Raw genomic sequence first — 13,807 nt, 5'->3', positions numbered from 1 at the left:
CTAATAGCCTGTTTATGTTAAGGTTTAGTCCGTTTTACGCGGCCAGGTGAAGATCCAGATGAAGTCACTGTTCAGACGTTCTCCCTCCAGCCATCAGGTCGGGATCCTGCTGGCCAGCGATCGCATTCTGCTGGCCTGCGTGGACCCCGTTCCCGTGTTTGCCAGCCAGCCTGTCAACGGCCCCCACGACTGGTCCAAGGCCCTGGCCGAGCTGTTTTCCCGGCACGGTCTGGCCAAGTCTAAGGTGCGGGTGGCCCTCGCGGCCAGCCTTTATCAGCAGATCCAGATCGACAAGCCTGCCGTCCCCGATGCCGAGATGGCGGGGGCCCTGCCCTGGGCCATCAAGGATTTCGTCAACGAGCCGGTGTTGCAGCTCGCCATGGATTATGTGGACCTGCCGACTCCCCCTGCCGGGCGTCCGCGCATCAATGTTGTCTGCATGCCCAAGAGCCGGGTGCAGCAGGTGGCGGATGCGGTCAACGGCGCGGCGACCCTGGAGGCCATCGTCAGTGACGAGCTGGCCATGACGGCCCTCTACGAGGCGGACCAGATGGTGCGCATGCTGCTCTGGCAACCCCGGGGGCAGGAGCTGCAACTGCTGGTCTTCCATCGGGGCGGACTCTGTTTCTCCCGCCAGTTGCGCGGATTTGCGAGCCTCACCGGCAGCCATGAGCCAGATGCCGACCAGCTCGACGCGCTGGCGCTGGAGATCCAGCGATCCATCGATTATCTGGCTGGCCATCTCAAGCTGCCCGAGCCCGGCCAGTTGCAACTGGCCATCGCCTCCTCCGCCATGGGGGTACTGGTGCGTCATCTGGAACAGACGTTCGGTTTCCCGGTGTCGGCCATGGCAAACAAGGCGGTACTGGCAGGAGTCGAATACCTCAGTGCCTATGGCGCGGCCCTGGGCAGGAGCGACTGATGAAACACCAAATCAACCTCTATGGCGCCGAATTCCGGCCAAGACGCCTGTGGGCCAGCCTGCCCCAGATGGCGTTGGTCTGGGGCGGCGTCCTGGTGCTGCTGCTGGGGGCCACCCTCTTCTATGGCTGGCAACAGCAGGGCCTCGATCGTGAATTGGCTGGCGTGCGGGCACAGCTCGACGTGCAGCGCGGCGAGGCCAGGCGTCTCGATGCGGAGCTGGCGCGCCATCTGGCGAATGCAGACTTGCAGCGGCAACTGGCCGACAAGCGGGAAGAGCTGGGGGCCAAACAGGCGCTGATGCAGCAGCTTGGCCACCTCTCCCTGCAAAAATCCCAGGGCTATGCGGGGGTGATGGCGGACCTTGCCCGCCTGCGGGATCCCCGCCTCTCCCTGCAACGGATCGAAATAAGCGACGGGCGCATCAACCTCGCGGGCGTGGCCGAACGCAGTCAGGACGTGCCCGCCTGGGTGAACCGCTTCAAACAGACCCCCTCCCTGGCGGGCAAGCAGTTTGGCGAGCTCACCCTGAGTCGGGACAAGGAGGGCCAGCTTGCCTTCCAGCTCAGTGGCATAGCGCGGGAGACTCCCTGATGGACATGAAGGCACAATGGCAGGGATGGGCGCAGCAGATCGCAGCCCTCAGCCTGCGTGAGCGGATCCTCATTCTGTTGACCGGGGTTGTGCTGCTCGGGGCCATGGGCATCTATGGCTGGCTGGATGACGCCGACACCCGGCTGGGCCAGGATCGGCAGGCCCTGGCTGCGGCGCAGCGGGATCTGGAGATCCTGACCCTGGAAAACCAGGGCAAGCAGGCCAGGCTGGGGCGGGATCCCGATGCCCAGGTGCGCGAGCAGCTCGCCGGCGTCGAGACGTCTCTGCGCCAGATGGATGCCGAGCTGCTGGCTCAGACGGTGGATCTGATCCCCGCCCACGAAATGCCCGCGGTGCTGGAAGCCCTGTTGTCCCGCTCCGCCAACCTGCATATGCTGGCGCTCACCTCCCTCAAGCCCGAGCCGCTGATGGCCGGGGAGCAGAAGGTGAACCTGTTCAGGCACGGCATCCGGCTTCAGCTGGAGGGCGGCTATTTCGATGTCTACCAGTACCTGAAAGCGCTCGAAGCCCTGCCTCGGCACTTCTACTGGAAGGGCTTTGACTACCGGGTGGTCGAGCATCCCAAGGCGGCGGTAGCGATGGAGATCTACACCCTCAGCACCAGCAAGGAGTTCATCCGTGGTTAAGCGGCATGTCGGCGGGACGGGAGCCCGCATTTTTGCCTTCCCATCCTGGCGCTGGCTGGCCTTGTGGGGGAGCCTGCTCGCGCTGCAGGCCCAGGCCGAGGTGCTGCAGGATCCCACCATGCCCCTAGCGGGATCCGGCTCTGCGGCGAGTGTCGCCAAGGAGGCCGGTCTGCCCAGGTTGCAGAGCGTCATCCTGGGGAGCGGGCCCGCCCTGGCGGTGCTCGACGGTCAAAGCTACCGGGTCGGCCAGCAGGTCAACGGATTCCGGCTGGTGGGGATCAGCGCCGACAGCGTGGTGCTGGAAAAAGCGGGCAAACGCCAGACACTGACCCTGTTTGGCAGCAAGATCCGGATGTGAAGTGGGTGTCGCACGGGATGGTGCGGGCCAGGTTTGTCGAGTTTCATAGCGAGTCAGGTGCACGAATAACATGAAAAAACACCATTTTTGTCTGCTTCCCCTCGCGCTGGCGGTGGCGGGTTGCACTACCTATCGCCACCCCGAGCCGGTACAGGCCAAAGATGCACTCAAGCAGGCGATGAGCGAGCAGAGCCCGACCGCCCCCCTGACTTCCCTGCCGCCCTCGGTGCAGAGCGAGCTGTTGCAGCTCAATCGTCCCCAGCAGCCGATGACCATTCCCGAGAAGCGGATGCGCATCGCGGCCCATGACGTGGATGCGGTGGAGTTCTTCGGCTCCCTGTTCAAGGGCTCCCGCTACAGCGTGGCGGTCCATCCCGGTGTGGCGGGCGTCATTTCGGTAGAGCTCAAGGACGTGACCCTGCAGGAGGCGCTGGCGACCGTCGGCGACATGTACGGCTTCGATGTGCAACGCAAGGGCAACGTGTTCCACGTCTATCCCGCCGGTCTGCGTACCGAGACCATTCCGGTCAACTACCTGATGATGGCCCGGCGCGGTCTCTCCCGTACCTCGGTGAGCACAGGCGGGGTGACGGCCAACGACAACAACAATGGCAACAACAACAACTTCGACAACGGCCTGAACAACAGTGGCAACAACAACAGCCAGGGCAACACCGCCAGCGGTGACAACAACACCAACAGCAACGGTACCCGCATCGAGACGGACAGCAACAACGACTACTGGACCGATCTGCGGGATGCCCTGCAGACCCTGATCGGCACAGGGGAAGGGCGGGCCGTCATCACCAGTCCCCAGGCGGGCCTGGTCACGGTGCGTGCCTATCCCAAGGAGCTCAAGGCGGTGCGCGAGTTCCTGGACCAGTCCGGCGAACACCTCAAGCGCCAGGTGGTGCTGGAGGCGCGGATCCTGGAAGTGTCCCTCAACGAGGGTTACGAGCAGGGGGTGGACTGGAGCGGCCTCTCCGCGAGTTGGGACGGCGGCAAGGGCATCACGGGGGGCGGCTCCCTCATGGACAGCCCCATCGCTTCGACCCCCAACCAGATCTTCCGGGCTCTGGGGGGCGGCGCCGGTTTCACCATCTCCGATGGCAACTTCAACGTCGCGGTCAGCCTGCTCAAGACCCAGGGGGACGTGAACACCCTCTCCAGCCCGCGCGTGACGGCCACCAACAACCAGAAAGCGGTGATCAAGGTGGGGACGGACGAATACTTCGTCACCAACGCCTCTACCACAACCACCACCTCGGGGACTTCGGCCCCCATCGTCACCCCGAACGTGGAGCTGACCCCCTTCTTCTCGGGGATAGCCCTGGACGTGACGCCCCAGATCGACGAGCAGGGCAAGGTATTGCTGCATATCCACCCCTCCGTCATCGACACCGAGGAGCAGAGCAAGACCATCAGCGTCGGCACCGCCGATCCCCTGGTGTTGCCGCTGGCCAAGAGCTCCATCCGCGAGTCCGATACAGTGGTGCAGGCCAACAATGGGGACATCATCGTCATCGGTGGTCTGATGAAGACCGACAGGCAGGAGATTGTCAGCAAGGTGCCCCTGCTGGGTGACATCCCCTGGGTCGGCGAGGCCTTCACCAACCGCCGGGAGAGCAACCGCAAGGTGGAGCTGGTGATCCTGCTCAAGCCCACCGTGGTGGAAAAAAACACCTGGCAGAAAGAGCTGCAACGCTCCTCCGAGCTGCTCGACAAATGGTATCCCCCCAAGGGCTGATCCGGGATGACGCGCCTGTTGAGCACTCCCTCTCCCATGTGGCGGCGCCTCCCGGCTGCCGCCACTCTGCCCTGCCTGACTGCGGTGGCGCCATGTCGCTGATCCGGGGCTGTCTGCGGCTGCGTGCCCGGGACTCTGGCCGGGAGGATGCATGTATCTGAGTCACTTCGGACTGCGGGAGGCCCCCTTCGGCCTGACCCCGAACACCGGTTTCTATTACGGCCTGCCCCCCCACGAGGAGGCCATGCAGGTGCTCAACTGGGCGCTCTCCCAGGGGGAGGGGTTCATCAAGGTGACTGGCGAGGTCGGCACCGGCAAGACCCTGCTCTGTCGCAAACTGCTGAGCGAGCTCGGCTCCGAGGCCTGCCCGGTGCGCCTGGCCTGGCTGCCCAACCCCCATCTCACTCCGGGGGAGCTGCGCACGGCCCTGGCCCTGGAGCTGGGGTTGACGCTGGCGGGGGAGAGCGAGCTGGATCTCACGGATCGTATTCACCGCCATCTGATCTCCCTGCATCGGCAGGGGAGCCGGGTGGTGGTGCTGATCGACGAGGCGCAAGCCCTGCCGGACGAGACCCTGGAGGCAATCCGGCTGTTTGGCAACCTGGAAACCGAATCTAGCAAGCTGCTGCAAATCGTGTTGTTCGGCCAGCCCGAGCTGGATGCCAGGCTCGGGCAGCCCCGTCTTCGCCAGTTGCGCCAGCGCATCGGTTTTTCCTACCGCCTGCGGCCGCTGCGGCTCGACGAGACCCGGGCCTATCTGGAGTACCGGCTGCAGGTGTCCGGTTATCGCGGGGCCGCCCTGTTCGATGGCCGCGCCCTGCGCAGGCTGTGGCGCGCATCCCGCGGCATTCCCCGCCTCATCAACATACTGGCGCAGAAGTGCCTGATGCTGGCCTATGGTCGCGGTGTGCGGCGGATCGACAGCGCCCTGGTCCGGCTCGCCATCCGGGATACCGATGATGCCCGCCGTGGCCGTCTCACCCTCTGGTGGCCCCTGTTGTTGTTGCTGGGCACCGCCCTGGCGTATGGAGTCTGGTCATGAGCGTGATCAATCAGATGCTGAAAGATCTGGATAGGCGTCAGCAAGAGGCCGAGGGAGCCGCCGTCTATGTGGCGCCGGTGCGCCAGCAAGGCTGGTGGATGCTGGTGCTGACCCTGCTGTGTACCCTGGCCCTGGGGATCCTCGGCTGGCGCACCTGGATCTTCTGGCAGCAGAGCCAGCGAGCCTCCCTGCCAGCGGCGCAGGTCGAGGCCCCCCGCACCGCCCCTGCGGTGGCGCCATCCGCGCCCCTGGCGGTGGTGGCCACCACGCAGGCGGTCTCCTCCGCCGCGCCAGTGGCAAAGGTGCCCGCTGCCAGTGCCGAGTCGACCGCCGCGAGAGTGGCCCCCTCCGCAGCCGAGCAGGCTCCGGCCGATGAGGCCGTGCTCGCCGATGAGGGCAATCCGGAGGAAGCGCTGGGGGACGAGACGATCCCGAGCGACGAGGAGCTGCAGCCGGACCTCTATGCCGAGCTGGCCGCGGAGCAGAGCGCCGAAGAGGCGCCTGCACCCGCCGCGCCGCGCAAACCCGGGATCCTGAAGATCGAGACGGTGGAACTCTCCGACGCCGAGCTGGCCACCCTGGCCGAGCGCAAGGCGACCACGGCCATGGCCAAGGGACGGATGCAGGAGGCGCAGGATGGCTACTACGAAGTGCTGGCCCACGATCCCCACAACCAGGGGGCGCGGGAACAGCTGGCGGGCCTGCTCTATGGCGCCGGACGGCTGACCGAGGCCGCCCAGGTGCTGGAAGAGGGGCTGAGGCTGGATCCCGCGCAGGCGGACCTGCGTCTGCTGCTGGCCCGTGTGGCCATCAGCGGAGGGGATCGGCAGAAGGCGCTGGATTGGCTCACCGGCTATCAGCCCGATATTGCCAGCAATCTGGATTATTACGCCACCTGGGCCGGCCTTGCCCAGGAGCTGGGGCAGCCTGTCCAGGCGTCCGAGATGTACGTCAGGCTGCTGCGCCAGCAGCCAGATCAGGGGCGCTGGTGGCTGGGACTGGGGGTGGCGGAGGATGGTCAGGGACACCGTCAGCGGGCACTGGATGCCTATCGCAATGCCCAGTTGCACGGCAATCTGGGGGAGGCCTCCACCCAATGGCTTGAACAACGAATTGGCCAACTGACCCATTGATTAAAGCGGCAGTTCGATGAGCCCATGCCATCGGACCAGGCAGCGGGCGTGAAGCAACAGAGATCGGAGCAACAATGGCACAACCCAGACTGAAAATGCGCCTAGGCGACCTGCTGGTACAGGAACAGATCATCTCGGATGATCAGCTGCAGCTCGCCCTGCAGCAGCAGCGCCAGACCGGCCGCAAGCTGGGGACCACCCTCATCGATCTCGGCTTCATCAGCGAGGTGCAACTGCTGACCTTCCTCGCCCGTCAGCTGGATGTGCCCTTCTTCGATCTCAACAACCTCACCATCGACGTCTCGGCCGTGGCGCTGTTGCCCGAGGTGCAGGCGCGCCGCTACCGGGCGCTGGCCGTCAACCTGAGCGACGACAAGGTCACCGTGGTGATGTCGGATCCGGCGGATCTGAGCGCCCTCGACGCCATCGCTGCCCTGCTCAGCCCGCGGGAGCTGGTGCTGGCCGTGGCCCGTGAAGGCCAGCTGCTGGAGTATTTCGACCGCCTCTATCGCCGCACCCGGGAGATAGAGAACTTCGCGGTGCAACTGCACGAAGAGCACCAGGAGACCGGCTTCGAGCTGGGGGCCGGCAGCCTCAATGCCGCAACCGACGAGGGGGAGGCGACGGTGGCCAAGCTGCTGCGCTCCCTGTTCGAGGACGCGGTACAGGTGGGTGCCTCCGACATCCATATCGAACCGGACGAGAAGGTGCTGCGCATTCGCCAGCGTATCGACGGCGTGCTGCACGAGAACATCCTCAACGAGGTGCGCATCGCCCAGGCGCTGGTGCTGCGCCTCAAGCTGGTGGCCGGGCTCGACATCTCCGAGAAGCGTCTGCCCCAGGATGGCCGTTTCAACATGAAGGTGCGCGGCCGCGACGTGGATGTGCGGATGTCCACCATGCCGGTGCAGTATGGCGAGTCCGTGGTGATGCGGCTGCTGGATCAATCCTCCGGCATCTTGTCGCTCGCCGAGACCGGGATGCCGCCCGCCATCCTGACCCGCTTTCGTCGTCAGCTCAAACGTCCTCACGGCATGATCCTGGTGACGGGCCCGACCGGCAGCGGCAAGACCACGACGCTCTACGGTGCCCTCTCCGAGCTCAACCAGGCCAGCCACAAGATCATCACGGTGGAAGACCCGGTGGAGTACCGCCTGCCCCGCATCAGCCAGGTGCAGGTCAATCCCAAGATAGGGCTCACGTTCTCCCAGGTACTGCGCTCCACCCTGCGCCAGGATCCGGACATCCTGCTGGTGGGGGAGATGCGGGACAACGAGACGGTGGAGATCGGCCTGCGCGGCGCCATCACGGGTCACCTGGTGCTGACCACCTTGCATACCAACGACGCCGTGACCAGCGCTCTGCGTCTCATCGACATGGGGGCGCCCGGCTATCTGGTGGCGAGCGCCCTGCGGGCCGTGGTGGCCCAGCGCCTGGTGCGGCGGGTGTGTGAACACTGCGCCTGCGAGACGGCGCCGGACGAGGGGCAGGCCACCTGGCTCTCCGTGCTCTCCGGTGAAGCGCCGGGGCAGCATCGCTATCGCAAGGGGCGGGGCTGCCAGAGCTGCAACTTCACCGGCTATGCGGGCCGGATCGGGGTCTACGAGTTGCTGGAGCTGGATCAATCCATGATGGATGCCCTGCGCCGCAACGATGCCGAGGGGTTTGCCCGGGCGGCGCGGGCGCACGAGCACTACCGCCCCCTGGCCCTGACGGCGCTCGACTATGCCCGCGAGGGGATCACCTCGGTGGACGAGGTGCTTCGGCTGGCCGAGGACCTGGGGTAACGCATGAAGCATCTGGATCGTACTGAATCACTCTGCCGGGGTCGCCCATGAACCGTTTTGCCTACAAGGGGCGTGACAGCCAGGGCCAGGCCGTCAGCGGTGTGGTGGAAGCGGTGAGCGAACTGGCCGCCGCCGAGCAGCTGATGCGCCGCGGGGTGATGCCCACCGAGCTGAAGGCCGGCAAGGCCAGGTCTGCCAGCATCGACTGGTCGCTGCTGCTGGAAGGGAGCGTCAAGCTGGAGGAGCTGGTGGTCTTCAGCCGCCAGATGTATGCCCTGACCCGGGCAGGCATCCCCATCCTGCGCGCCATCGCGGGGCTGGAGGAGAGCGCCCACAGCAAGCCCCTCAAGCGGGCGCTTCACGCCCTGGGGGAGGATCTGGCCAACGGCCGGCCGCTGTCGAGCGCGATGCAGTCGCACCCGAAGGTGTTCAGCAGCCTCTTCGTGGCCATCATCCACGTGGGGGAGAACACGGGTCAGCTGGAGGAGGCCTTCCTGCAGCTCGCCAACTATTTCGATCTGGAGCTGGAGACCCGCAAGCGGATCAAGACCGCCATGCGCTACCCCACCTTCGTGCTGATTGCCATCGCCGTCGCCATGGTGATCCTCAACATCATGGTGATCCCTGTCTTTGCCGGGATGTTTGCCAAGTTCGGGGTGGAGCTGCCGCTGGCGACCCGGATCCTGCTGGCCACCTCCCACTTCTTCGTTCACTACTGGTGGCTGCTGCTCGCCATCCTGGTGGGCGCCGTCGTCGGCTGGCGACGCTGGGTCGCCACCACCAAAGGCAGGCTGACCTGGCACAGATGGCAGCTGCGGCTGCCCATCGTCGGCTCCATCATAGAGCGCTCCCTGCTTGCCCGTTTTGCCCGCAGCTTCTCCATGATGCTCAAGGCTGGCGTGCCGCTCAACACGGCGCTGACCCTGGTGGCCGATGCGGTGGACAACGCCTGGATGGCGGGGCAGATCCGCGACATGCGGGGCGGCATCGAGCGGGGGGAGAGCCTGCTGCGCACCGCCGGGGCCAGCGGCCTCTTCACCCCTCTGGTGATGCAGATGATCGCGGTGGGGGAGGAGACCGGCCAGGTGGACGAGCTGCTGCACGAAGCGGCCGAGTATTACGAGCGTGAGGTGGATTATGACCTCAAGAGCCTCACCGCCCGCATCGAACCCATCCTCATCGGCATAGTGGCGGTCATGGTACTGGTGCTGGCGCTGGGTATCTTCACTCCCATGTGGGACATGATGAGAGCGGTGCGCGGCCAGTGACAGGGTTTAGCATCTTCACTCCTCTTATGGCGGGACATGATGAGAGCGGTGCGCGGCCAGTGACAGGGTTCAGCATCTTCACTCCCCTGATGGTGGGACATGATGAGAGCGGTGCGCGGCCAGTAAGCAGTATCTTCACGGTCATCCGGATGCCGCCCGTGCCGGGCACAGAGAACAAGGTATAAAAGAGCATGAGCAGAGAGTCCGAGCAGGATGAGCACTGGCTGGGGGGATATCGGCGGGTCGTCGTCTTTATCCTGCTGGCAGTCATCGTCACGACCCTGGTCATGAGCTATCGCAATCACAGGGAAGAGGCGCTGGCCATCAGCGCCAGCCTGCTCGGTGAGCAGTTTGCACAGCGGGCCCAGCGCCTGCACGGACGCTGGCTCGACGAGCGGCGTCCGTCGGTGCTCCATGCCGAGGGCACAGCCTGGCAGTTCGATGAGCGGGGCTGGCCTCTGGCGGTGCTGCCGCGCCAGTCGCCATCGGCCGATTGCCGTCAGCTCTGGCTCGCCCTGCTGGGGCACGATGAGGGGCTCTCATCCTGGCAGGCCCTTGCCAGCGAAGGAGGCGACGGGTGTGAATTTGGCCAGGAAGGACACTGGCTGCACTACAGCTTCACCGATGGCCGGGTGGTGGCCCGCCCCTGATTGGGTGCTTCAAGTATTTCATTGACATGATTTTTTTCTATCCGCATGAAATAATGCGGACCATTACGGAGGCAGCATGGCAGCAAAGAGAGTGAGACCCGTTAGGGCGCTTGGCCGGATGGCCGGTTTTTCCCTGATTGAGCTGGTGATCGTCATCGTGATCCTGGGGATCCTGGCCGTCACCGCCTTGCCCCGTTTTCTCGATGTGACCGACGAGGCGAAGAAGGCGAGCGTGGAAGGGGTGTCCGGCGGTTTCGCCACCGGGGTGTCCCTGGTGCGGGCCCAGTGGGAGGCCGAAGGGCGTGCCAGGCAGGATGGGCTCAACACCGTGCTCTATGACGGCTCGCGTTTCTATCTGACCACGCCGACCGACAGCCAGGTCAGCAATGGCGAGCTCTCTCCCGGGTATCCCATGGACACGGCAGCAAGTGGCACGCCCGATGTGGATCCGGCCAGCCTGACGGCGGCCCGCTGCCTCAATATTTGGGAGGGGTTGTTGCAGAATCCTCCCAAGGCTACTGCCCGCTTTGACGAGGTGCGCGGTAGCGGCAATGACCTGAAGTTCTATGCCACGGTGAGCAACAATGGACTGGATTCGGTCTGCCGTTACTATCTGGTCAACAGCCTGAGCAAGGGAAGTGATGGACGTTATCAGGACCCGCAAGGGAGCACGGATGCGTTCATGAGTTTCAGTTATCGCCCGGCCTCCGGCCAGGTGACCACCCATATCAATTGATAAACCGAGGAAAGACGTAATGAAAAAGCAATCGGGCTTTACCCTGATCGAACTGGTCATCGTGATCATCATTCTGGGCATTCTGGCGGTCACCGCCGCACCCAAGTTCCTGAATCTACAGGATGATGCGCGCACTTCTACCCTGAAAGGCGTTGAGGGCTCCCTGAATTCTGCTGGCGCCATGGTGTACAGCAAAGCCGTCATTGCAGGTAAAGACGCTGCCGAATCCGAAACGCTGGACATAGGCAATGGTGTCAACGTGGGGATCGCGTTTGGTTACCCCAAGGCAACCCAGGATGATCTTTCCAAAGTGCTCGAGCTGAGCTCTGGTGACTGGAGCTATAAAACTTCCGGTGCAAGCAGCATTCTGATCTTCCCGGCCGCTATTTCTTCCTCCACCGCGACCGATTGCTTCGTCACTTATACCCAGGCTACTTCGGTATCCCTGCCGACCTCTGAAGTGACAGCCTGTAAGTAAGGTCAATTTCAATCAAGATGGAGAGAGGGTCTCTCTCCATCTTCCTCCCAAGGAGTGCTGTGTCATGGCGGCACGAAGTGATGGTTTCACCCTGATTGAACTGGTGATCGTGATCCTGTTGCTCGGGATTCTGGCCGCCTTTGCCGTGCCTAAATGGCTGGGCAAAGGCGGCTTTGAAACCCATACCCTGCGTGACGAGCTGGTGGCCCGGCTGCGGCTGGTGCAGACCATGAACATGCAGGAAGGGGACGCGCGCTGCACCCAGCTGGTGCTGGAGGCGGGGCGTTTTGGCCATCTGACCGGGGCGAGCTGTGCGCCTGCCCCCATTTCGGGCTGGAGTGGGAATGAGCAGCGTCGCGGGCGCCTGGTGCAGGCGTCCGGCAACCTGCAATTCTCCCCCCAGGGGACATTCCATTTCGACAAGCGCAGCGGCAGGCCCCTGTGGCCTGGCTGCATCAATGGCTGCAATCTGGTGGTGAGCAGCGGCCAGGAGAGTGCCCGGCTGCGCATCGAGCCGGAAGGCTATATCCATGCGATCCCCTAAGGCGCGCCGCGGCTTCACCCTGGTCGAGTTCGTGGTCGGCATCGTGCTGCTGGCCATCGCCCTGACCGGCATCCTGGGGCTGCTTATCAATCAGGCTCCCCAGGCGGTGGACCCGGTGCAGCAGGTACGTGCCGCCCAGCTCGCCCAGCGCATCCTCGGCGAGATGCTGGAGAAGTCTTTCGACGAGCATTCCGATCACAACGGCGGTCGTTTTCGCTGCGGCGAAACGGCCGGTGTGCCCGCCTTCACCTATCCCCCCTGCACGGCGAGCGCCGACTATGGTCCCGATGGTGGCGAGACCCGCCCCTACGGGTTCAACGACGTGGACGATTTCGACACGGCAGGCCGCTGGGTGGACGCCAGCTACTTTACCCAGGCCTCGGCCTCGGCCGCGAGCAGCGAGGAGGAGTATCGGCGTTACCAGGTGAAGATCGCGGTGGTGCCGGACACCCTCTTTGGCAGCGCGGGGGAGGGGGCCGAGTCCATCGGCAAGCGCATCACCCTGACCGTGCGCCTGCCGGACGGGAGCGAGCTGGTCTTCGGCCTCTATCGGGGGAACTACTGATGGGCAAGCCACATTCCCGTGATGCCGCGTGGGAACACCCATGTGCCAGACTCGCCTGTTACCGCGTTCGACCCGGGCGTGAGGGGGGCTTCACCCTGGTGGAGCTGGTGATGGTGATCCTGCTGCTCGGGGTGATGGCGACATTTTCCAGCCAGTTTATCGGCATCGGTACCCAGATCTACGGAGATGCCAGCCGCCGCGAGCAACTGATGAGCGATGCCCGTTTCGCCCTGGAGCGGCTCAATCGCGAGGTGCGCGACGCGGTCCCCGGTTCGGTGCGGGTCGAGGACGAAGGGGGCGGTGCCCAGGAGCAGGGGGCCTGTCTGCGGTTCTGGCCCATCGCCACCGCTGGCCGCTACCTGGAGACGGCGAGCAGCACAGTGCTTCGCATCGTCGAGCCAGTCACCATGCCGGCAAAGGAAGATACGGCCATCATCTATCCGCTGCCTGACACGACCTCTGGCAGTACCATCACGCTGGACAAGGGGTGTGTGCAGGGGCGTTGCACTGCCAGAGTGACCGAGGTAGGAACTCCCGTCTCCGGGGCCGTGCCGCTGACCCTGGCTGGTGCGCTCGCCAAGGACTCGCCGGGCCAGCGCATCTATTTTGCGAATCAGCAGGTGCTCTATTGCGTGAGAGGGGGCAACCTCTGGCGCATGGCCAGGCCCCTCGACGACACCCTGAGCAGCAGCGAGACCACCCGGTTGATGGCCGAGCATATCCGCCCCGCGCGCTATTACTTCTATCGGGAACCAGCCGCCTTCAACCAGAGCGAGGTGGGGCTGCGGCTGGAGTTCGAGCAGCGCGACGAGGGCGTCGTCTTCCACCACAAGCTGGAGACCCTCAATGTGCCCTGACACTCCCTCCATGGTGAGGTCCCAGCGGGGCAGCGCCATCCTGATCGCGCTCTTTGTCATCGTCATCATGGCCCTGCTGGCGGCGGCCATGGGGCGTTTCCTGGTGGACAGCAGCGAGAAGCATACGGTGGAGGTGCGCGGCGTGCGTGCCCTGATGGCGGCCCAGAGCGGTCTGGAAGTTGCACTGTACCGACTCTATCCCAATGGGGAGTGGCAGGGGCAGGCCAGCCGGTGCGTCCCCGTGGCGCTCGACTTCACCGAGCCCGGGCTTGCCGGGTGTCAGGCCAGCATCACCTGCAACAGGGTGACGGTGAGTGCGGCCGGCGGGACCCAAACTGGATACCGATTCAGCAGTGAAGGGCGCTGTGGCCAGCCCGATGCCGGCAGTGGCCCGAACCCCGATTTTGCCGTCAGCCGCACCCTGGTGGCGGAAGCCTTTGATGGAGCGACGCCATGAGCCCCCTGCCAAGGAGCCAGACC

The 13,807-nt window shown here is 64.7% G+C and carries 16 protein-coding genes; all 16 read left to right on the top strand.

Features of this window, described 5'->3' with window-relative positions; all coding sequences use genetic code 11:
• Window positions 1-58: 58 nt before the first annotated feature.
• Window positions 59-922 carry a hypothetical protein gene (locus AB5Y93_RS08485; RefSeq protein ID WP_041214302.1) on the top strand — a complete coding sequence of 288 codons (864 nt, stop codon included), beginning with the start codon at window positions 59-61 and terminating at the stop codon, window positions 920-922.
• Window positions 922-1,515: a PilN domain-containing protein gene (locus AB5Y93_RS08480; protein ID WP_124244041.1), complete on the top strand. Its 594-nt coding sequence runs from the start codon at window positions 922-924 to the stop codon at window positions 1,513-1,515. Before AB5Y93_RS08485 ends, AB5Y93_RS08480 begins: the two co-directional genes overlap by 1 nt.
• Complete coding sequence (locus AB5Y93_RS08475; protein ID WP_223956086.1) at window positions 1,515-2,162, top strand: MSHA biogenesis protein MshJ; 648 nt, start codon at window positions 1,515-1,517, stop codon at window positions 2,160-2,162. The genes AB5Y93_RS08480 and AB5Y93_RS08475 overlap by 1 nt, the downstream gene beginning before the upstream one ends.
• 28 nt (window positions 2,163-2,190) lie before the next feature.
• Window positions 2,191-2,520 (top strand): MSHA biogenesis protein MshK, encoded by a 330-nt coding sequence (locus tag AB5Y93_RS08470; protein ID WP_048209253.1) that lies wholly within the window; start codon window positions 2,191-2,193, stop codon window positions 2,518-2,520.
• A gap of 70 nt (window positions 2,521-2,590) precedes the next feature.
• Window positions 2,591-4,267: a pilus (MSHA type) biogenesis protein MshL gene (mshL, locus tag AB5Y93_RS08465; RefSeq protein WP_368229168.1), complete on the top strand. Its 1,677-nt coding sequence runs from the start codon at window positions 2,591-2,593 to the stop codon at window positions 4,265-4,267.
• Between the two features lie 151 nt (window positions 4,268-4,418).
• Entirely contained in the window at window positions 4,419-5,309 is an 891-nt protein-coding gene (locus AB5Y93_RS08460; RefSeq protein ID WP_010672622.1) for an ExeA family protein, read from the top strand.
• The gene (locus tag AB5Y93_RS08455; protein ID WP_102949026.1) at window positions 5,306-6,442 is read left to right on the top strand and encodes a tetratricopeptide repeat protein; all 1,137 of its coding nucleotides are present in this window, start codon (window positions 5,306-5,308) and stop codon (window positions 6,440-6,442) included. Before AB5Y93_RS08460 ends, AB5Y93_RS08455 begins: the two co-directional genes overlap by 4 nt.
• A gap of 74 nt (window positions 6,443-6,516) precedes the next feature.
• The gene (mshE, locus tag AB5Y93_RS08450; protein WP_043154387.1) at window positions 6,517-8,229 is read left to right on the top strand and encodes an MSHA fimbrial ATPase MshE; all 1,713 of its coding nucleotides are present in this window, start codon (window positions 6,517-6,519) and stop codon (window positions 8,227-8,229) included.
• Between the two features lie 47 nt (window positions 8,230-8,276).
• Entirely contained in the window at window positions 8,277-9,497 is a 1,221-nt protein-coding gene (locus tag AB5Y93_RS08445; protein WP_043154386.1) for a type II secretion system F family protein, read from the top strand.
• A gap of 191 nt (window positions 9,498-9,688) precedes the next feature.
• Window positions 9,689-10,147: a hypothetical protein gene (locus tag AB5Y93_RS08440; RefSeq protein WP_201969621.1), complete on the top strand. Its 459-nt coding sequence runs from the start codon at window positions 9,689-9,691 to the stop codon at window positions 10,145-10,147.
• Window positions 10,148-10,223: 76 nt separating this feature from the next.
• Window positions 10,224-10,883 (top strand): type II secretion system protein, encoded by a 660-nt coding sequence (locus AB5Y93_RS08435; RefSeq protein ID WP_041212210.1) that lies wholly within the window; start codon window positions 10,224-10,226, stop codon window positions 10,881-10,883.
• A 19-nt stretch (window positions 10,884-10,902) separates the two neighbouring features.
• Entirely contained in the window at window positions 10,903-11,361 is a 459-nt protein-coding gene (locus AB5Y93_RS08430; protein WP_041214309.1) for a prepilin-type N-terminal cleavage/methylation domain-containing protein, read from the top strand.
• 64 nt (window positions 11,362-11,425) lie between these two features.
• Entirely contained in the window at window positions 11,426-11,905 is a 480-nt protein-coding gene (locus AB5Y93_RS08425; RefSeq protein WP_368229167.1) for a Tfp pilus assembly protein FimT/FimU, read from the top strand.
• Window positions 11,892-12,470: a prepilin-type N-terminal cleavage/methylation domain-containing protein gene (locus AB5Y93_RS08420; protein ID WP_167825710.1), complete on the top strand. Its 579-nt coding sequence runs from the start codon at window positions 11,892-11,894 to the stop codon at window positions 12,468-12,470. The genes AB5Y93_RS08425 and AB5Y93_RS08420 overlap by 14 nt, the downstream gene beginning before the upstream one ends.
• Window positions 12,470-13,327 (top strand): PilW family protein, encoded by an 858-nt coding sequence (locus AB5Y93_RS08415; protein WP_167825711.1) that lies wholly within the window; start codon window positions 12,470-12,472, stop codon window positions 13,325-13,327. Before AB5Y93_RS08420 ends, AB5Y93_RS08415 begins: the two co-directional genes overlap by 1 nt.
• On the top strand, window positions 13,317-13,784 hold the full coding sequence (locus AB5Y93_RS08410; RefSeq protein WP_236752740.1) for an MSHA biogenesis protein MshP: 468 nt from the start codon (window positions 13,317-13,319) through the stop codon (window positions 13,782-13,784). The genes AB5Y93_RS08415 and AB5Y93_RS08410 overlap by 11 nt, the downstream gene beginning before the upstream one ends.
• Window positions 13,785-13,807 lie beyond the last annotated feature (23 nt).

The sequence above is a fragment of the Aeromonas sp. R10-1 genome, assembly GCF_040908465.1.
In the GTDB taxonomy this organism is placed as follows: Bacteria; Pseudomonadota; Gammaproteobacteria; order Enterobacterales; family Aeromonadaceae; genus Aeromonas; species Aeromonas caviae.
Note: the sequence above shows the minus strand (reverse complement) of the source record. Positions and strands in the feature narration are given on the sequence as shown.